16 protein-coding genes are annotated in these 20,255 nt (G+C 60.1%); 13 read left to right on the top strand and 3 right to left on the bottom strand.

The annotated features are described in order from the left end of the window. Positions 1–27 precede the first annotated feature (27 nt). The 5 genes from O3S81_RS17020 to O3S81_RS17040 all read left to right on the top strand — a co-directional run bounded on the left by O3S81_RS17020 (position 28) and on the right by O3S81_RS17040 (position 11,147). Positions 28–4,590 (top strand): type I polyketide synthase, encoded by a 4,563-nt coding sequence (locus O3S81_RS17020; protein WP_269345016.1) that lies wholly within the window; start codon positions 28–30, stop codon positions 4,588–4,590. Positions 4,591–4,630: 40 nt separating this feature from the next. Beyond that, a complete protein-coding gene (locus O3S81_RS17025; protein WP_269345017.1) occupies positions 4,631–5,698 on the top strand; it encodes an LLM class flavin-dependent oxidoreductase in 1,068 nt (355 codons plus the stop codon). 12 nt (positions 5,699–5,710) lie between these two features. Further along, positions 5,711–9,094, top strand: a complete 3,384-nt coding sequence (locus tag O3S81_RS17030) for a non-ribosomal peptide synthetase (RefSeq protein ID WP_269345018.1) — start codon at positions 5,711–5,713, stop codon at positions 9,092–9,094. 33 nt (positions 9,095–9,127) lie between these two features. Next, entirely contained in the window at positions 9,128–10,489 is a 1,362-nt protein-coding gene (locus tag O3S81_RS17035) for an MATE family efflux transporter (RefSeq protein ID WP_269345020.1), read from the top strand. Between the two features lie 121 nt (positions 10,490–10,610). Beyond that, positions 10,611–11,147, top strand: a complete 537-nt coding sequence (locus O3S81_RS17040) for an Rrf2 family transcriptional regulator (RefSeq protein WP_269345022.1) — start codon at positions 10,611–10,613, stop codon at positions 11,145–11,147. 33 nt (positions 11,148–11,180) lie between these two features. Here the strand turns inward: O3S81_RS17040 and panD are convergent, their stop codons facing one another. Together panD and O3S81_RS17050 are read right to left on the bottom strand one after the other, a co-directional pair. After that, positions 11,181–11,648 (bottom strand): aspartate 1-decarboxylase, encoded by a 468-nt coding sequence (panD, locus tag O3S81_RS17045; protein WP_269345023.1) that lies wholly within the window; start codon positions 11,646–11,648, stop codon positions 11,181–11,183. Positions 11,649–11,671: 23 nt separating this feature from the next. Beyond that, positions 11,672–12,160 (bottom strand): Rrf2 family transcriptional regulator, encoded by a 489-nt coding sequence (locus O3S81_RS17050; protein ID WP_269345024.1) that lies wholly within the window; start codon positions 12,158–12,160, stop codon positions 11,672–11,674. Between the two features lie 249 nt (positions 12,161–12,409). On the opposite strand from O3S81_RS17050, the gene O3S81_RS17055 reads away from it, so the two are divergent. From O3S81_RS17055 to O3S81_RS17090, 8 genes are all read left to right on the top strand, one after another. Further along, on the top strand, positions 12,410–13,156 hold the full coding sequence (locus tag O3S81_RS17055) for a 4'-phosphopantetheinyl transferase family protein (protein WP_269345026.1): 747 nt from the start codon (positions 12,410–12,412) through the stop codon (positions 13,154–13,156). 264 nt (positions 13,157–13,420) lie between these two features. Then, a complete protein-coding gene (locus O3S81_RS17060; RefSeq protein WP_269345027.1) occupies positions 13,421–14,236 on the top strand; it encodes a DUF2189 domain-containing protein in 816 nt (271 codons plus the stop codon). A gap of 76 nt (positions 14,237–14,312) precedes the next feature. After that, on the top strand, positions 14,313–14,699 hold the full coding sequence (locus tag O3S81_RS17065) for a c-type cytochrome (RefSeq protein WP_269345029.1): 387 nt from the start codon (positions 14,313–14,315) through the stop codon (positions 14,697–14,699). A gap of 179 nt (positions 14,700–14,878) precedes the next feature. Next, a complete protein-coding gene (locus tag O3S81_RS17070; RefSeq protein ID WP_269345031.1) occupies positions 14,879–15,694 on the top strand; it encodes a cytochrome c oxidase subunit II in 816 nt (271 codons plus the stop codon). Positions 15,695–15,749: 55 nt separating this feature from the next. Continuing rightward, positions 15,750–17,528, top strand: coding sequence for a cbb3-type cytochrome c oxidase subunit I (locus O3S81_RS17075; RefSeq protein WP_269345032.1), 1,779 nt, complete (start codon positions 15,750–15,752; stop codon positions 17,526–17,528). Further along, the gene (locus O3S81_RS17080) at positions 17,525–18,229 is read left to right on the top strand and encodes a cytochrome c oxidase subunit 3 (RefSeq protein WP_269345034.1); all 705 of its coding nucleotides are present in this window, start codon (positions 17,525–17,527) and stop codon (positions 18,227–18,229) included. The genes O3S81_RS17075 and O3S81_RS17080 overlap by 4 nt, the downstream gene beginning before the upstream one ends. Before the next feature lie 67 nt (positions 18,230–18,296). After that, a complete protein-coding gene (locus O3S81_RS17085) occupies positions 18,297–19,019 on the top strand; it encodes a heme-copper oxidase subunit III family protein (protein ID WP_269345036.1) in 723 nt (240 codons plus the stop codon). A gap of 14 nt (positions 19,020–19,033) precedes the next feature. After that, entirely contained in the window at positions 19,034–19,366 is a 333-nt protein-coding gene (locus tag O3S81_RS17090; protein ID WP_269345039.1) for a cytochrome C oxidase subunit IV family protein, read from the top strand. A gap of 10 nt (positions 19,367–19,376) precedes the next feature. Here O3S81_RS17090 and O3S81_RS17095 read toward each other — a convergent pair whose 3' ends face one another. Then, complete coding sequence (locus O3S81_RS17095) at positions 19,377–20,255, bottom strand: LysR substrate-binding domain-containing protein (RefSeq protein ID WP_269345040.1); 879 nt, start codon at positions 20,253–20,255, stop codon at positions 19,377–19,379.

The raw sequence follows: 20,255 nt of genomic DNA on the forward strand, positions 1-20,255 counted from the left end.
CACAATCGATGATCGGAGCCATTGCCGATGAACGTAAAACAACAGGCCGGGGCCGGCAGTCAGCCCGATCAGGCGACATTGCTCGGAATATTGCGTGACGCGCGCGAGCGTCTGGAGATTTTCCAGAAACGTCACGATGAGCGCGTGGCGATCATCGGTCTTTCGGGGCGCTTTCCCGGCGCTGATGACATTGACGGTTTCTGGCGATTGCTTGCCGAGGGCGGTACGGGATTGAAGCCGGTAACGGATGCCGATCTCGAAAGCGCTGGTGTCGATCCTCGACTGTCAGGGCAGCCCGACTATGTCAGGGTCTGGGGCGGCTTCAGCGATCCGACCGCTTTCGATGCTGGATTTTTCGGTTACGCGCCAAGGGAAGCACAACTCCTCGACCCGCAGCAGCGCGTGTTTCTGGAATGCGCCTGGAATGCGCTGGAACATGCCGGTTATGGCAACGGGAAAGGCCGGGGCCGCACGGGTGTTTATGCCGGCGGTTCGCTGAATTATCACTTCACCCATATTCATTCCGACCCATCCCTGCGCGACAATGTGGCGCCGCTTCAGGCCGGGCTCGGCAATGTGTCCGGCATGATCGCATCGCGCGTTGCTTACCATCTCGATCTGGACGGCCCGAGCGTGGGCGTTCAGGCTACCTGCGCCACCGGGCTGGTGTCGGTGCATCTGGCCGCGCAGGCCTTGCTGGCGGGCGAATGCGAGATGGCGGTGGCCGGCGCGGTCTCCGTCGGTCAACCCAAACCCGCCGGTTATCTTTATGAGGCGGGTGGCATCGGTGCACCCGATGGCCAGTGCCGGCCATTCGATGCGGCTGCGAACGGGACCATTTTCACCAACGGGGTCGGCGCCGTGATCCTGAAGCGCCTTGGCGATGCCAGGGCGGATGGCGATACGATCTATGCCGTCATTGCGGGATCGGCGATCGGCAACGATGGCGGCTCGAAAGTCGGCCTGACGGCCCCGAGCGTAAAAGGCCAGGCTTCGGTTCTCAAGAAGGCGCTGGCCAATGCGGGCATCGCACCTTCGGCGGTGGATTATGTGGAAGCGCATGCAACCGCAACCGCGATTGGCGATCCCATCGAGCTGACAGCGCTGAACCGTGTCTACGGGCCGTCGCTGCGTGCCGAAGGCCGGACATGCCTCATCGGTTCGGTGAAGGGAAATGTCGGGCATATGGACGCTGCGGCAGGCATTGGCGGGCTTATCAAGGCCATCCTTGCACTGCGGCATGAATGCCTGCCCGCAAGCGGCAACTTCACGACGCCCAGCAGCTCCTGCGATTTTGAAAGCGGCCCCTTCCGGGTGGCTGCGAAAAAATCCGACTGGAAAGCCGATGCCGACAGGCCGCGCCGCGCCGCCGTCAGCGCCTTCGGCATGGGGGGCAGCAATGCCCATGTGATCATCGAGGAAGCACCCGAACGGGAGCCGCCGGCGGAACGCGGGACGGAGGCGCTGTTGCTGCCGCTCTCTGCACGTTCGGCCGCATCGCTCACCGCGATGCAGGCCTCCCTTTCGGATGCGCTTGCGAAAATCGAAGAGAGGGAAGGGGGGTCCCTTGCTGATGTCGCCCACACGCTGCAGACGGGACGCGAGACCTTCAATCATCGTTCGATCACGCTTGCGACCACGCTATCCGACGCCTCCATGAGACTGAAAGCCGCTTCCGGGCCGGGTTTCGCCGCAGGCCAGATCCCGCAGCACGATCCAAGTCTGGTGTTCATGTTCCCGGGGCAGGGCAGCCAGCATGTCGGAATGGCCGGATCGCTTTACGAAGGTGACCAATATTTCAGGGCCGCGCTGGATGAATGCCTGTCCTTGATACCGGAGGAGCTTGGAATCCGGCCGCTGCTTCTGCAAGGGGCGGATGACGCCAGCACCGGGCTTGACCGCACCGACCGCGCCCAGCCGGCCCTTTTCGCCGTTGAATATGCGCTGGCCAGAATGTGGATGCAGAAGGGTGTGCAGCCGCGTGCGATGATCGGTCACAGTGTCGGCGAATATGTCGCGGCCTGCCTGGCCGGGGTTTTCTCACTTCGGGACGCCATGGTCCTGGTGCTGGCGCGAGGCCGGCTGATGCAGGGTTGCGCGCCCGGCGGAATGTTGTCCGTCATGCTGCCCGAGGCCGATCTTCGTGTCCGGCTGGATGAGGGGCTGGAAATCGCCGCGGTGAACGGGCCGGGCAGCTGCGTCGTCGCTGGCGATACGGCGGCCCTGCATCGTCTTGCCGAACGGCTGGAGAAAGACGGGGCGGGATGCCGGTTGCTCAAGACATCGCATGCGTTTCACAGCGCGGCGATGGAGCCGATCCTTGAGGAATTTTCGAGCCTGTTTGCCAGCATCAATCTCGCTGCGCCGACAATCGACGTCATGTCCAATCTTTCCGGCAACTGGCTGCGGGCCGAAGAGGCCCGCAACCCGGCATATTGGACCGAACATCTGCGCAGGGCGGTCAATTTCAGCGATGGCATAAAACATATTCTCGCTCTTTCCGCTCCCGTCCTGTTCGAGGTCGGGCCAGGCTCCACGCTTTCAAGGCTGGCGCGCCAGCAGGCCCATGAGGAGTGCCGCATCATCACCTCATTGCCGGATGCCGTCGGCATGGCCGGCTCTGCCGACCATGCGCTGCTCGCGTTCGGGCAGCTGTGGCTGGCGGGTATCGATGTCCGATGGGAGGCGCCTCACGGCGGATCGCCGCATCGCCGCGTCGGTTTGCCGGGTTATCATTTCGAGCGGCAATCATACTGGATCGCGCCGCCCGCAGGGACGCAGGATATTACGGCCCCTGCAACCCATAGGCCGATGGCTGAGTGGTTCCATCAGCCGGTGTGGAAGACGCGGCCGCTGAAAATCGGGGCATCGGCAGCCGCCAAGGGTCGCTGGCTTGTTTTCGGTGCAGAGTCTCTCCTTGGGATTCCGGACGGGATCGACGCTGTTCTCGTCCGTGAAGGAGCGCTGTTCAGCGCTTCGGAGCGAGCCTATACGATCGATCCGGCAAGAGCGGAGCACCTTGTTTCCCTGTTCGACGATCTTGCCCAAAAGAACTGGACGCCGGACCAGATCGTCAGCGGTTTCGGATTGGCGGAAAGGGATGCGCCGGATGCGGCATGGAATTTCGCGCTTGCCCTTGCCCAGGCGCTTGCCCGTGGCGGGCAGCGCCCGGATGTGACGTTCATCGGCAGGTCCATGCACGGGATTTTCGCCGCCGATGGCGTCGCGCCTGCGAAAGCCCGGATCAACGGGCTGGCACGTATGCTGGGCCAGGAACTACCCGGATTGTCATGCCGCAGCATCGATCTTCAGGGCCTGCCTGATGCAAATGCGGCAAAATATCTGCGGGATGTCATCTCGTCGCCCTTTGTCGAGGGCGAGCAGATTTATGCCCTTCGCGACGGTCTTTTGCTCACCCTTTCCCATGAGCGTGTCGAACTCGACGGCGCGGCGGGCAGCGCACCTGTAAAGCCCGGTGAAACCTATCTTGTCGTGGGTGAACTTCTCGGAGGACTGGCGCTCGTCTACGCCCGCGCCCTCATCAAGGCCGGAGCGAAAGTCATTCTGGCGGGCCGTGCGGGAATTCCGCTGGCGCCGGACTGGGAGCGATGGCTCGCATCCCACAGCCCCAGACACCCGGTCAGCCTGTTCATCCAGACGCTCAGATCGCTGGGAACACCCGGAAGAGACTATCTTCTTTTCTCCGGTGATGTCAGCGATGCCGAATGGCTTCGGCTCTCGCTGGAGGAGGGGGAGAAAAGCCTTGGTGCGGTGAAGGGTGTTTTCCACACCGCCGCCATGGGTGACCAGTATTTCGGGCTGCTGGGCAGTGAAAATTTCGACACCAGAAGCCTTCAGGCCGTAAAATCCGGCGCCATCGACGCGATTGATCGTGTTCTTGGGCAACGCAACGGCATTTTCGTGCTCGTCCAGTCGTCGCTGTCATCGATCGTTGGCGGTACCGGCCTTGCCCGTTACGCTGCGGAGAATTCCTATCTGGATGCCTTCGTTTCCGCAAAACGGCATCGGTCCGGTCCTGTCTGGAAATCCGTCAACTGGGATGCCTGCGCATCCATCCACGCGCCGGAGGCGGGGCATGCGGCCCATAGGGAGATAAGTCCGGAGGAGGTCTGGCAAGTCACGACGCTGGTGCTGGAGGAGCCTTCGGCCTCTTCGATCGTGGTCACGCCCTATGATCTCGAGAGCCGCCCGGCGGCGGAGGTTCGGGAGCCCGATGCAGCCACGGCCAGCAGCCAAAAAAACGCCCGCAGCGGCGTATCGGCTGCTTACGCCGCGCCGCAGGGTCCACTCGAGGAGGAGGTCGTCGCCATCATGGCGGAGCTTCTCGGGATAAACGGCATTGGCGCTGCCGATAATTTCTTCGAACTCGGCGGTCACTCGCTTCTGGCCATTCAGGTCGTCGCCCGGCTTCGAAAGCGCTTTGACGTTGAAATTCCCATGCGGGCCCTGCTTTTCGACGCACCGACCGCCGCCGGCCTTGCCAGGGTCATTCAGGAGGGTCTCGACGCCCGCAACCAGGAGGCGGATATCCTCGCCTCGATGCTTGATGACGTCGAGGCCGGCCGTTGAGAACGGCGATAACGCTCACACATAATTCGGGATCATTCTGATGAAATTCAGCCTTTTCTATTTCGACGGCGACGGGTCGCGTCCGGGTCAGGCAAATTACCGGCTGCTGATGGACAGCGCCCAATTTGCAGATGCAAACGGCCTCGAAGCCCTGTGGGTGCCGGAACGGCATTTCCACGCATTTGGCGGTCTCTACCCCAATCCTTCGATCGTCAGCGCCGCGCTGGCGATGGTGACGCGCAATGTGCAACTGCGCGCGGGCAGCGTCGTTGCGGCCCTGCACCACCCCGCCCGCGTGGCGGAGGAGTGGGCGGTCGTCGACAATCTTTCCGGGGGCAGGGCAGGCATTGCGATTGCGGCCGGCTGGACGAAGGACGAGTTCGTCTTTTCGAAGGAACCACACGGGAACCGCCGCAGCACCATGTGGCGCTCCTATGAACAGATCACCCGGCTGCTCGCCGGCGAGGCGGTCGCATTCGAGGATGCGGACGGCAATATCGTTGATGCGAAAACCCTGCCCCGGCCCGTGCAGTCGCGCATCCCCTTCTGGGTTGCATGCCAGTCCACGGAGACCTTCATCGAAGCCGGCCGCCGCGGCCTCAATGTTCTTACGGCTTTGCTCGGCGAAACGACGGAGTCGCTCGCCCCCAAGATCGAGGCCTACCGCAAGTCGCGGGAGAAACATGGGCACGATCCGGCGGCGGGGAGGGTGAGCATGATGGTCCATACATTTCTGGGCGCCGAGGCCGCCAGGGTAAAGGCCAATGTTTCCAAGCCTTTCGGCGATTATCTCCGCACCCATTATCATCTGCTCGAAGGCCTCGGGCGCAGCATGGGTGTCGACATAACGCTCGATAATTTCAGCGACGACGATCTCGACAGCCTGATCGAATTCGGCATTGAGGGCTTCATGAAAGGCAGGTCGCTGATCGGAACCCCTGAAAGCTGCCAGTCGACGGTGGACACGCTGGCGGAGATGGGGGTCGATGAAATCGCCTGCCTGATCGATTTCGTCCAGGATTACGACCTCGTCATGGGCAGCCTGCCCTTCCTGTTGAAACTCGTGGAAGCAAACCGCCCGCCGGTAAGCGTCGCCAGAGCGGTGTAAAGGATTGCGATGATGTCGAACGCCGAGACCATTGCCGCATTGCGCAACCGCATCGCAAATCTTGACCCGGAGCAGCGCGCAAGGCTGCGTGCCCAGCTTGAGGCGCGCGGCATGTCCTGGCACGATATTGCGCCGGACGATGGGGACGCCGATGGCGGGGCCGGGCGGTTGCCGCTGACGTCATCGCAGATGCATTTCTGGCTGCAGCAGAAGATTTTCCCGGATAGTTCGGCCTATGTCATTCCATATAGGTGGCATATTGACGGCCCGCTCGACCATGACGCTATCATCCGCACGCTTCGAATCCTCGTTGAACGGCACGAGCCGCTGCGAACGGCTTTTCCGCTTGAGGACGGCAGGCCGTGGCAGCAGGTTCACGGCAATGTCGAGCCCGAACTTGTCGTTTCCGATTGCAGGGAAATCTCTGCCGCCGACCGCGACGAGGTCATATACCGGATCGCACGTGCACCTTTCGACCTGTCGAAAGCGCCATTGATGCGGACGCATCTTCTCCAGGTTGGAGAACACGAGCATATTCTCGTGTTTGTCTTCCATCACACCGTGGCCGACGGGTGGTCCCGCGGTATTCTGATGCGCGAATTTTCGTCATGTTATGCCGCGGTGGCAAATGGGCGGGAACCGGTCCTCGATCCTTTGCCGCGATCCTATGGCGATTTTGTCCGGTCGAGGCAAAAATGGTCCGGCACCGCGGACTATGAGCGGCAAAAGCACTTCTGGATCAACCGGCTGCAAAATTTCGAGCCGCAGGAGTTTCCCGCCGACTATCCCCGGCACGAAACGGCGGATATGGCCTGCGAGACGCTGGTGAGCGAAATCCCGCAGGACTTGATGTCTGCGGTGTCGGCCCTTGCCGCCAAACTCGGCACGACGACATTCGTCGTGTTTGCCGCTGTTTTCCAGCTCTTGCACCACCGTTATACCGGGCGCAGGGACCTTGCTGTCTGTGTGCCCGTCGCCGGTCGCAGCGATCCCGATATGGCAGGCTTGATCGGCCTGTTCACCAATACGATCGTGTTGCGCAACGATCTAAGCCCCACCCTGTCGTTTCGGGATTGGACGAAACGGGTCCAGGAAGATTTTGCCAATGCCCTGGAACATCAGGACTATCCCTTTGCGGAGTTGATGGATGTGCTGGGCAGCAACCGCGAAGGCGTGGAAAATTCGCCGTTCCAGATCTCCTTTCAGGTCCAGACGATGGGCTACCGGCAGCAGAATGCGCAGGGCTTCGATCTGGGAGACGCCAGCCTGCGGGTGTGGCAGGAAGCGGTGCCGGTGGCGGAAGCAAAGCTCGATATGAGCTGGATGATCATGGAGCGCGCATCGGGTGCGCTGGTCACCGTTGAGTACCGGTCCGGCCGGTTCGAGGCAGTGCGAATGAAGCGGTTGCTGGAGCATTTCGAAAATCTGTTGCGCTCGGTGCTTTCTTCCCCCGATGCCCTTCTCCCCACCTTTGACTATATCCCGGCCGACGAACGCGAAACGCTTCTGTCATCGGGCGCGCTTGTGGCGCGGCCTCTCCCGGTCAATGGCGTGCATGAGCTGATAAGCGGTGCGGCCCGCCGCCATCCCGAAAAGATTGCCATCGAATGCGCGGACAGGAGCTGGACCTATAGCCAGCTGGAGGAGGCTTCCGACAACCTCGCGCGGGCGCTCCTTACGCTGGACAAGCCGGTGAAGCCGGGAATGCGGGTGGCGGTTTCATTGCCGGGGCAGGCAAGCTGCATCATATCTTTCCTCGCCATCATAAAGGCCGGCGCGGTCTATGTTCCGATCGATCCGCGCCACCCGGCAGACAGGGTCGGTTACGTGCTGGAAGATGCCGCAGCCGTTCTGGTGCTGACAAACGACCCGACGCCTTTTTCCGGCATAGCCTGCATCGATCCGGTTCATCATCTTGAAAACCAGTCCGATGCCGCGCTTACGTCCATGCCGGACCACAGCGACATCTACATTCTCTACACAAGCGGCAGTACGGGGCGGCCAAAGGGAGTGCCGATTACGCACCGGGGCCTGCTCAATCAATTCCAGTCACTGGCGCATCAGCCCGGTATAAAGGCCGGGGACCGAATGCTCTCGGTAACAACACCTGCATTCGACATTTCCGTTCTGGAAATGCTCTGGCCGCTGAGTGTCGGCGCCACTGTGGTGATGCGTGAACCGGACCTGCTGCTTCAACCCGAGAAGCTGGGCAGGACGCTGGACGAATACGATATTTCGCATTTCCAGGCGACGCCCGCCACATGGAGAATGTTGCTGGACAGCGGTTGGGAGGGACGAAAATCCCTGACCGGGCTCTGCGGCGGTGAGGCTCTCGACGCACAGCTCGCCGGCCGGCTCATTCGCAAGATCGGCTCTCTCTGGAATGTATATGGCCCCACCGAGACGACGATCTGGGCGGGTGCGCTGCTGGTGACCGAGGCGCACTCCAGAAGCGGCAAGGTGCCAATCGGCGGGCGGCTGGACAACACGTCCTTCCTCGTTCTCGACGCCTATATGGACCCCGTTCCGGAAGGGGTGCCGGGAGAGCTGCACATCGGCGGCATAGGCTTGAGCCGGGGGTACTGGGACCGGCCGGCGCTCGCGGCCGAAAAATTCGTTCCTGATCCGTATGATCTGACATTCACGCCGGGTTCCCGCCTTTACAAGACGGGTGATCTCGTCGTGCGCAGGCCGGATGGCAGCCTGGATTTCGTCGGACGGACCGACTTCCAGATCAAGCTGCGCGGTTATCGCATCGAGGTCGGAGAAATCGAGAGCCTTCTTCAGGAGGAGGATGGGGTCGACCAGGTGCTGGTTCTGCTCGATGCGAATAAGGAGCAGCTTCTGGCCTATGTTCTCCTCGAGGATCGTTCCGGCAAGGTCGACAAGGGGGCCATGGGTATAAGGTTGAGCAGGGCGCTTTCGGCGCGGTTGCCGCGTTACATGGTGCCTTCACATTTCATTCTTCTGGAAGACTTTCCCAAGAATGCGAACGGCAAGGTGGATCGCAAGCGTCTGCCGCTGCCGGATCGCTCGGAAAGGGCCGTTTCCGAGATCAATTCGCCGGGAAACCGCGTCGAGCAGGCTCTGCATGCCGTCTGGCAGAAGATGCTGAAGCGAGAGGATATTGGCGTCAACGACAATTTCTTCGAGCTGGGAGGTGATTCCCTGCTGATCGTCGCCATGCCGGCCAAGGTGCGCGATGCCCTTGGCATCGAGCTGGAGGTCACGGATTTTTTCCGTTTCCCCACACTGGAAACGCTGGCTGGCCACATAATCGATCTCCAGCACGGCAAAGCCACGCCGGCTGAGACGGCGCGCGGGCGAAGCGATACCAGGGTGCAGGGGCGTGAACGGCAATTGCAACGGCGCATCAGGTCCGGCAATTTCGCCTGACCCGTCCCATGAAGTCGATCAGGAACAGCAGCCATGGAACAGGGCGTCGCAACCGCCGGGACAGAAGACATCAATGCGCATGGTAAGCCCACCCTATTCCAACTGAGCTTTCCGCTCCTGCTTCATTCGCTGCTGAGTTTCTTCGTCAACCTGGTCGATACGGCGATAATAAGCGCCTATTCGGCAGAAGCCGCGGCGGCCGTTGCCGTCGCCAAACAGGTGATGATGATCGCTTTCGAATTGTCGGGGCTGGTTGGCATCGGCGCGGTCATCGTTATTTCCCGGCATCTTGGACGGGCAGAGGTGGGCGCGGCGCGGCAGGTGGTGGCGGTGGCGCTCTTGACCAACACGCTCGTCGGCCTGGCGCTTGGCCTGTCGTTGATCGTTGCGGGTCCCTTCGTGCTGGAACAGCTGGCGGGATCGACCTCCCTGAACGATGAAGCCGGCCTTTACCTGAACATCGTCGCGGTTGGCATGATCTTTAACGGCTTCATTGCCGCCGGTCTGGCCTGCCTGCGCGCATTCGGCCACAGCAGGTTGATTCTTGCATTCGGGGTGGGCGTATCGGCCTTTTATCTTCTTGCCGAATGGGTGCTCATTCTGGGCGTTGGACCTTTGCCGGCTATGGGCGTGACAGGTGCGGCAATCGGCACGCTGAGCGTGCGCCTGCTGACCGCCTCCGTTTTGACACCGGTGCTCGTCCGCAAGCTGGGGCTGCGTTTCTCGCTTGCAGATACGATCGCGCGCCTCGCAACCGCCCGCCGGATGATCGCAATCGCCCTGCCGAGCGTCACCGATTACATCGCCTACAGTTTTTATCAGATCATTCTTCTGGGGCTGGTCGCCAGATCCGGTGTCGATGCCGTGCTTGGGCGTACCTATACGATGCTTGCCATGGCGTTTCTGGTCGTCGTCGTCATGGCAATCAGCCAGGGGAACGAGGTTCTGATCGGGTATCGGTTCGGCGAACGAAGGCTCGAGGCGGCGAAGAGCCAGGCCCTTCGGTCAGCGGGCATTGCGGCCGCGACGACAACCGGGCTTGCCACGCTGATCTGGCTCGCATCGGCTTCTTATACCCGGTTGTTCACCGACAATCCGGCCGTCATCGAATTGTGTGGCAGCCTGCTGTTTCTGACGATATTCGTTCAGCCGGGATTTGCATTTAATACGATCCTGTTTCAATCGCTGCGGGCGGTGGGAGATGTTCGCTGGCCGGTTTTTGTGAGCCTGACCGTGACATGGGGGCTCGGCCTTCCCATGGCCTGGTTCTTCTGCTCGTTCCTGAATCTCGGCGTGACGGGCGTCTGGTGGTCGCTGATCGTCGAAGAGACCATAAAGGGCGGTCTGTTCCTGCACCGCTGGCTCTCACGCCGGGCGGGACAGGAGGCGGGCTGATCCGGCCGGTGCGCCGGGGGGCGGTTATGTCCATGGAACAATTGAATGCAGTGATATTACGCGATAGTGTGAATGCCGGACCGGCGATCCCCGCCACTCGTCATGAGGACGTTCATAAACGATGCATCTGAAACGGCAGACTGAAATCGCCTTTGGCATACTTGCGGTATGTGCGCGGCAGGGGAACGAAATCGTATCGGTTCAAAAGGTCTCGGAGGAAATCGGTTCGACGAAAGACCATACCTATCAGGTTGTCGCCTTGCTCGCCCGAAACGGCCTGCTCCAAAGCGAACGGGGCCCCGGCGGCGGCCTGAAACTGGCAAGGGAACCGGAAACGGTGAAACTGACCGAGGTGTTGCGGCTGATACAGCCGGAATTACTCGGGGAAGGTGAAGGCAATCTCTCATTGCCTCAATCGGAAACCGAAGCATTCCTGAGCCGTATCGTTTCAACGACATCGTCTTTTTTTGCCCGTCTGCTCGATCGCTTCACGATTGCCGATCTGATCGCCCCGGAGAGCAAAGTTCCCCTCAGCTGTCTGGATTGTCGTCTGCTGACCTCAAGCCAGCAGACGGTGGTCCAGATGACGGGTGACGACCAGCCACGGCTTTCTTCGCCAGCCAGCCCGGCTGCCGCGGCGAGGCGCGCCCGTCTCTAAAGACCGGCGCAGTTTTTCACGCCCGGCACGGTTTCAGGCAATGGCCCGATCTGCCATGCTCTCTTCTTCCATATCGGGGTTTTGCCCATGCGGCAGGGTCTCGATAAAGAAGTCGAAGGGGCGCCGCGCCGTTTCCTTGACGCGATAACGCAGAACGTCCTTCACGTCGTTTTTCGGCGTGAAAGTGAGGACCATGGGAGCGGTGTCATAAAGCGCCGTTTCCTGCACGTAAGACGACGAGCATATGATGACCTGATCGCCACGCTGGCAGGTGCGCGCCGCAGCGCCGTTCAGGATGCAGCATCTTGATCCCGCTTCGCCGAAAATCACATAGGTCGAAATTCTGGCGCCGCTCTGCTTGTTCCAGATATCGACGAATTCCAGAGGTCTGATGCCGGCGAGGTCGCAATGCTCGGGATCCAGCGTGATGGATCCGTGATAATCAAGATCGGCTCCCGTTACGGTGATGCCGTGTAGTTTGGCTCTGACGATGCGTATCAAATGCAACTCTCCTCAAGATGATTTCAGATTGTCGCATTCAACCGTCTCACAGCGTCGGTCTCGCCCGCAGATGGCACCGGCGGCGCCAATCGCCGACTGCGACACTTTGAACCGTCGATCTTTGTCGGGGTGACGTCGGCTATCTTGTAGGTGTCGGCAAGTTCGATGAAATATTCGGAGGTGGCTTCCGCCAGCATATGGAAAATGCCCGCCGTGCCGGAAGGATTGGTGTTGCGCGTGCGCGGCCGCCTGACGATAACCGGCTGTGTGGCTCGCAGGATCATGCCCACGGAAAGACTTTCCGGATCGACATTGAGAACGACACCGCCGGTGCGCCCACGCCTGCTCTGCAACAGGCCGTTTCTGACGAGAATTGCAACCACTCTCGCCGCATGGTCTTTCGTCACCCCGAGCCGGTGAGCCAGCTTTCTCGTCGTATGGGCTTCCTCTGCTTCATGTATGCAGTTGGTCAGAATGCCGATTGCGATTTCAGATTCCCTGGTCAGATACATCGTGGTTCTCCTCACACCGAGAAACGGAAAGTGCAAATTTCCTCTCGTGATTTAGACGAACAGCATCTGCTCTTTAGGACATTGTCATAAAAAAAATATCCCGACCGGCAGCGGCATCGGGAAGCGAAAGCCCGGAGGCTTGTGTCTGCCGATGGGAAATCTCGCGGCGCAGGAGTTGAGAATGGCGACGACTTGTGCTGTTGACTCCGGCAAGGGAATTTCTCTTTTCGGACAAGAGATTTTGTTGAGATGAGCGAACTAAAAATGGTTGATAACGGCCAGGTTGGATCAGATGTCGTCGTCGCAATCCCTGTCTGCGAAGTTCTCGCAGCTTATGATGCGACCATGCTCCTCAACGAGGCCGAGCAGGCCCAGGCGGAACGCTTCCACAAAAAGGAGGATAGTTCCCGCTATCAGGCGGCACATGTCGTCAAGCGGCTGCTGATCGGTGCGGCTGTTGGAAAGAATACCGAAGATCTGCATTTTTCGCGGGCGGCGGGCGGCAAGCCCGTTCTCGTCAATGGCGGCCGGTTGGATTTTAATTTATCGCATGGCGGTGATTGGGTCGCCGTCGCGCTCTCATGGTCGGGTCGTATCGGTGTCGACGTCGAATCCGAAAGAGAGGACGACTTCTGGCGGGAGATCGCCTCGGTGTTCCTGGCGCCAGGCGAGGGCAAAAACGTCGGTTTCCTGAAACTGTGGACCGCAAAGGAGGCCGCCGCGAAGGCGAATGGGGCAGGGCTTGCCATACCACTCCCGGAAATCGTTATCGATATGGCCGGTTCGCAGACCTTTGTTGCGGCCCTGCCCGCAGAAGGTTTGTCGGGCGAATGGCGGCAACTCGATGCGGAGCATGTTCTGGCCGTTGCTACCGATGCGGGCATACCCGAGATTTGTATCTGTGGCAGCGCCAGTGATCTAAGGCATGTTTTGGCGCGGCTTCAATCCCTGCCGTCGTCGTCGGCGGGTGTTCGAAACGGCTCTCCGGTCGACTAGTTCGCTTCCACCGAGGCGCTTTCCGCCGTCATGTGCCGGCTTGCCAGTTCGGGAAGCGCAACGGCAGGATTGTCTTCGAAGTATCGGCGCCAAAACGCGCTGGCCACACCGATAGTATCAAATTTCCCAGGTTTAAAGAATAGGCGACAAAGGCGGCCGGATTTGATAAATTACAAATCGGCCGGCTGCGGTTTGACGCGCAGATAAAAGTCTCCGGGCGTTCCTATACCGCCAGCCGGATCATGGCGCAGGAGGAGAAGTGCTATGACGGCATTCCATGTCATGGCCGGTGCGAGCGGTGAATTTACTCGCCCGGAAGTCCGCAAGATTGGTATCGCAGATATTGTGGATGCATTGAGGCTGGGACTCGACGACTTCAAGGAGAAGCCGTCCCACTATGTCTTTCTCTGTCTCATGTATCCGATCGCCGGTGTTTTCCTGGTCATGTGGAGCTCCGGCGCCAATCTGCTGCCGCTGATTTATCCCTTGATGTCAGGTTTTGCGCTGATCGGTCCGATCGCGGCCATCGGTCTTTATGAAATCAGCCGACGGCGCGAGCAGGGGTTGGACAGTTCATGGCGCCATGCGCTGGAGGTGCGTCAATCTCCGGCCCTGCCGTCGATCGTCGCAGTCGCCGTTATGCTGTTTACGCTTTTTGTCGTCTGGCTGATTATTGCGCAGCGCATCTACACCACGACCTTCGATGCGGTCGGTCCGGTCGCGCTCTCGACCTTTCTGTCGGATGTGCTGACGACTCCGCAGGGCCTCTCCCTGATAATCTGGGGGAACCTGGCCGGTTTCGTATTCGCGGTCGTTGTGCTGGCGACAACGGTGGTGGCCTTCCCGCTGCTGCTGGATCGGGATGTCGGTGCAGTCGCGGCGGTGGATGCGAGCATTCGCGCCACGCTTGCCAATCCGGTTCCGGTTGCACTTTGGGGATTGATCGTCGCGGCGCTGCTCGTCGTCGGCACGATCCCCGTCTTCGTCGGCCTTGCGGTCGTCATGCCCATCCTCGGACACGCGACCTGGCACCTCTATCGGAAATTGATCGTCCCCGTTTATCCAAATCGCATGCCCTGAATTCATAACGGAAATCCAGCGTCGATCATCCTTCCCGCCTTGCGGCGGGGAGGGCGATGGAACGCGTGAGGATGCCATGTCGTATCGCTTTCTTCCGATCTGTCTGCTTTTCGCCATTACCCTCCCGTTTAACGCGCATGCGCAGGAGGGCGACACTGCTGCCGGGGCCACCGTTTTCAAGAAATGCGCCATTTGCCATGCCGCAGAAACGGACCAGAACAAGGTTGGACCCTCGCTGAACCGCCTGTTCGGCAGAGCCGCCGCCACACATCCGGATTTCGCCTATTCGCAGGCGATGCGGGATGCGGGCAAAGCCGGTCTGGTGTGGAACGAGACATCGCTCCGCGATTATTTGCACGACCCAAGGATGAAGGTGAAGGGCACGAAAATGGCCTTTGTCGGGCTGAAGGACGACACCGATATCACCAATCTGATCGCCTATCTGAAGCAATATTCTAGGTAACGAAATGACCGGTGAGAGCGGCCCGTCTCGCATCGGGGGGGCTTGATGGGTGAGGGCCGATTGACGGACGAATGGCTGCGGTTGCCGCAATTGCTCGCCCGACCTGTTCATGAGATAATGCTAATACGTTTCGCGATAGGATTGTAGAAATAGTCGCGGCCGTGTTCGGGGAGGAGACGATGGCTGTCGTTGTGGTTCTCGTTCTGCTGGTGGTGGGGTCGGTCGCATTCCACCTGCTGAGCCCTTGGTGGTGGACGCCGATTGCCTCCAACTGGAGCTATATCGACAATACGATCATCATCACCTTCTGGATCACCGGATTTGTCTTCTCGGCCATCGTGCTGTTCGTTGCCTATTGTGTGCTGCGCTTCAGGCATCGCGCCGGAAATCAGGCGGCATACGAGCCCGAAAACAAGCGTCTGGAAGCATGGCTTGCCGGAGGCACCGGGGTTGGGGTGGCTGTGATGCTTCTGCCCGGCCTCTTCGTGTGGCACCAGTTCGTAACCGTGCCGGACGGCGCCGGCGAGGTGGAGGTCGTCGGAAAGCAATGGCAATGGAGTTTCAGGCTTCCCGGAGCGGACGGGCGGCTCGGGCGGGCGGATACGCGCGCCATCACGCCGGACAATCCGCTCGGTTTGAACAGGAACGATCCCGCCGGAATGGATGATGTCATCGTTGACGGCGGCGAGTTGCATCTGCCCGCCGGCAGGCCGGTGAAAATGCTGCTGCGCGCCATCGACGTGGTGCATGATTTCTACGTGCCGGAGTTCCGGGCCAAGATGGACATGATTCCCGGTTCGGTCACCTATTACTGGTTCACCCCTACGCGGACGGGAACCTTCGAGGTTCTCTGCGCGGAATTGTGCGGGGTCGGCCATCCGCAGATGCGCGGCACCGTCATCGTCGATACCGAGGCTGACTATCAGGCCTGGCTGCAACAGCAACCGACTTTCGGAAAATCGCTCGCATCGGCGGAAAAATCGGCGGCCAGGTGAGCGCCATGCGCCGTTGAAGGAAAGACCGTATCGGAGGGAACAGGGAGGACGGAATATGGTCGAGATTGAAACCGGCGCCGGGCAGATCATCCCGTCAGCTGAAGTCGAGGATGTCGAGCTTTATCATCCGAAAAGCTGGTGGACGAAATATGTCTTCAGCCAGGATGCCAAGGTCATCGCCATTCAATATTTCCTGACGGCCGTTGCAATCGGCATGTTGGCCCTGGTGCTGTCGTGGCTGATGCGGCTGCAACTCGGTTTTCCCGGTTATTTCGCCTTCATCGATGTCGAACATTATTATCAGTTCATCACCATGCACGGCATGATCATGGTGATCTACCTGCTCACCGCGCTGTTCCTCGGCGGTTTCGGCAATTACCTGATCCCCCTGATGCTCGGCGCACGCGACATGGTGTTTCCCTATGCGAACATGCTGAGCTACTGGCTTTATCTCTCCGCGGTCCTCGTGCTGGTTGCTGGTTTTTTTGCGCCCGGCGGGCCGACGGGCGCCGGCTGGACGCTTTATCCGCCGCAGGCGCTTCTATCGGGAACGCCGGGAGGGCGTGACTGGGGCATCATCCTGATGCTGTTGTCGCTGATCCTGTTCATCATCGGTTTCACCCTTGGCGGGCTGAATTATGTCGTCACGGTGCTGCAGGGCCGCACACGCGGCATGACGCTGATGCGCATGCCCCTGACGATATGGGGCATCTTCACGGCGACCGCCATGGCGCTGCTCGCCTTCCCGGCGCTCCTCGTTGCGGCTGTCATGATGTTGTTCGACCGGCTGCTCGGCACCAGCTTCTTCATGCCGGCCATCGTCGAGATGGGTGAGCAATTGAAACAGGAGGGCGGCAGTCCCATCCTGTTCCAGCACCTGTTCTGGTTCTTCGGCCATCCGGAAGTCTATATCGTCGCCCTTCCGGCCTTCGGCATCGTTTCGGATCTGATCAGCACCCATGCGCGCAAGAATATCTTCGGTTACCGGATGATGGTCTGGGCGATCGTCATCATCGCGGCGCTGAGCTTCGTCGTCTGGGCGCATCACATGTATGTCAGCGGCATGAATCCGAATTTCGGCTTCTTTTTCGCGACCACGACGCTGATCATTGCCGTACCCACGGCGATCAAGGTCTATAACTGGGTGCTGACGCTCTGGCGCGGCGATATCCACCTGACCCTGCCGATGCTGTTTGCGCTCGCCTTCATCGTCACATTCCTCAATGGCGGTTTGACCGGCCTCTTCCTCGGCAATGTCGTCGTCGACGTGCCGCTTTCGGACACCATGTTCGTCGTCGCCCATTTCCACATGGTCATGGGGGTTGCGCCGATCATGGTGATCTTCGGTGCGATCCATCATTGGTATCCGAAAGTCACGGGCCGGATGCTGAACGAGGCGATGGGGCATGTCCATTTCTGGGTCACCTTTCTCGGCGCCTATGCCATCTTCTTCCCGATGCATTATCTCGGGTTGATTGGCGTGCCGCGCCGTTATTACGAACTGGGCGAAAGCGCATTCATTCCAGCTTCGGCACACACGCTGAACATGTTCATCACCGTGGCTGCGCTCGTTGTGGGGGCGGCGCAATTGCTATTCCTGTTCAATCTCGACTGGAGCCTGCGCTGGGGCAAAAAGGCGGGCGGCAATCCATGGCGGGCAACGACGCTGGAATGGCAAACGCCGCAAACTCCGCCGGTTCATGGCAACTGGGGCAAGGAGCTGCCGGTGGTCTATCGTTGGCCCTATGATTACAGCGTGCCGGGCGCGGCTGAGGACTTTTTGCCGCAAAACCAGCCGCCGGCAGCCGGGCCGTCCGAGAGGGCCTTGTCATGATCGCCATTCTCATTTTCATGGCGGGAATAGCGGGCATCATCGGCTGGTGGATGGCGGGCCAGCGGCTGACCTCCAAACCCTGGCTGGAAGTCGGGCCGGCAGGTGGTACGCCGCAGATGCAGAGATCTCCGGCGATGATCGCGAAACTCGGGCTCGGTATTTTTCTGGGTGTCGTCGGTGCGCTGTTCACGCTGCTCATCAGCGCCTATCTCGGCCGCATGGGCGGCGCAGACTGGTGGGGCATCCCCGTCCCGGGGCTGTTATGGGCAAATACCGCGGCCCTTGCCGCCAGCAGTCTGGCGCTGCAATGGGCGAAAACCGAAGTCGGTGCCACTCATCGCGACAGGCTGAACGCGGCTCTTGCGACCGCCTTTGTGACAGGCCTTCTCTTTGTCGGCGGGCAGTTCATGGCGTGGTGGCAACTCACCTCTGCGGGTTACGTGCTGGCGAACAATCCATCGAACAGCTTCTTCTACATGATTACCGGGCTGCACGGGCTGCACATAGTGGGCGGGCTTTTCGTGCTCGGACGCACCGCAATCCGTGCCCGGATCGAGCCCCTGTCGGCGCGGATACGCCTGAGCGTGGAGATGTGCGCCATATACTGGCATTTCATGCTGGTCGTCTGGCTGATCCTTTTTGCGCTCTTCGCCGGCTGGGCGAACAGTTTCGTCGATCTCTGCCGTCAATTGGTCAGCTAGAGCTGCGGGAGATGAACCTGAATAGGCCGCCGCACTTTTACTGGAAGTCCTCTAAGGAGTGTCGATCATGACCGTGTCCGTGGAAAGACCAGCAAGTGATCCGCATCTGCGGCCGACGGGACTGCGCGGCATCGCCGCCGATCTGTCATCGGACCAGCGGGCGTTCAAGAACGTCTCCTGGGGCAAGGCGATGATGTGGATATTCATCCTCAGTGACATCTTCATCTTCGGTTGTTTTCTCCTGGCCTATATGTCGGCGCGCATGTCGACCACCATCGCCTGGCCCAATCCGAGCGAGGTTTTCGCCCTGACGATCGGCGGCGTGGAAATTCCGCTGATCCTGATCGCCATCATGACCTTCGTCCTCATCAGCAGCAGCGGCACGATGGCCATGGCCGTCAACTTCGGATACCGCCGCGATCGCCGCAAGACCGCCGCACTGATGGTGTTGACGGCGGCGCTCGGCGCGACATTCGTCGGAATGCAGGCCTTCGAATGGACGAAACTGATCAAGGAAGGCGTGCGTCCCTGGGAAAACCCCTGGGGGGCTGCGCAATTCGGCTCGTCCTTCTTCATGATCACGGGCTTTCACGGCACCCATGTCTCGATTGGCGTGCTGTTTCTCCTCATCATCGCGCGCAAGGTGTGGCGGGGCGATTTCGATGAGGAAAGGCGGGGGTTTTTCACCAGCCGCAAGGGGCATTACGAGATCGTCGAGATCATGGGCCTTTATTGGCACTTCGTCGATCTGGTGTGGGTCTTCATCTTTGCATTCTTCTATCTGTGGTGAGTGAGGATGGCATCATGGCACAGGAACAGACACATTCGGGACAGCAGCATCCGATAAGGCTTTACATGGTGGTCTGGGGCCTGCTTTTCGTCCTCAGCGCCTTCTCCTACATGGTCGATTATCTCGGCATCCAGAGCTATCCAAGGTGGTCGCTGATCATCCTGTTCATGCTGCTGAAGGCGGGGCTCATCATTGCGATCTTCATGCATCTGGCCTGGGAACGGCTGGTCCTGATCTATGTGATCCTGCTTCCCCCGGTCCTCGTGCTCATCTTCACCGCCCTGATGGCCTCGGAATCCAGTTACACGGTCCTTAGCCGACTGACCTTCCTGGGCGCCGGCTCGTAAGCCCCTGAGTTTATGCGCTCTTGACCAGCCAGTCCGCGAACAGCCGGGCCTGTGCCGAGGCGCGTGGGTGAATTTTCAGATGAAACGCCACGGGTGAGGCGATGCTTTCGGGCACAAGCGGGATCAGCGAGCCGTCCTGCATCAGGTTGCCGACCAATCCATCCCACCCCAGCACCGCGCCAATGTCGTCCTGCGCGCTCTGAAGCGCAATCGTGTAATTGTTGACATGGAAGCCCCGGCCTTTCGGAGCGGGGAGACCCAATGACTGGAACCAGTCGGACCAGCTTGTCCAGTTGGTTTCCTCGCTGCTCGAATGGATCAGGGGAGCCCTGAGCAAGTCTTTTATCGAGGAAATGCCGTGTTCCGCCATGAAGCGCGGGGTTCCGAGTGCGACGATCCTGTCCTGAAAAAGCTTGCGATATTCGCAATGATCGTCTTCCGGATTGCCATAGTGAATGCTGAGATCGCAGCGGTTCGCCTGCGCCGGAACATCGCTGACGATTTGGGCGATGGTGACTGCGGGATGAAATTTCCAGAAAGCGGATATTTTCGGCGTGAGCCAGAGCGAACTGACCGCCGTGGTCGCCCGAATGGTCACATCGACCGCCTCGGGACGATCCCTTATCTCGCCGATAACATCCGAGATCGCCTCAAAACCGCGCTGAAGCGCAACAAACAGGAAAGCGCCTTTTTCGGTCAGCTCCACGCCCTTGCTGCGGCGGATGAACAGCGGGCAGCCCAGATCGCTTTCGAGCGCCTTTATCTGATGGCTGATCGCCGCCGGCGTCACGTTCATCTCGCCTGCGGCCTGCTTGAAGCTCAGATGCCGCGCCGCCGCCTCGAAGCACACGAGGGCGGTTATCGAGGATAAGTCGTAAGGCCTCGGCAT

The organism is Agrobacterium sp. SOY23 (assembly GCF_027212525.1).
Lineage (GTDB): Bacteria > Pseudomonadota > Alphaproteobacteria > Rhizobiales > Rhizobiaceae > Agrobacterium > Agrobacterium tumefaciens_I.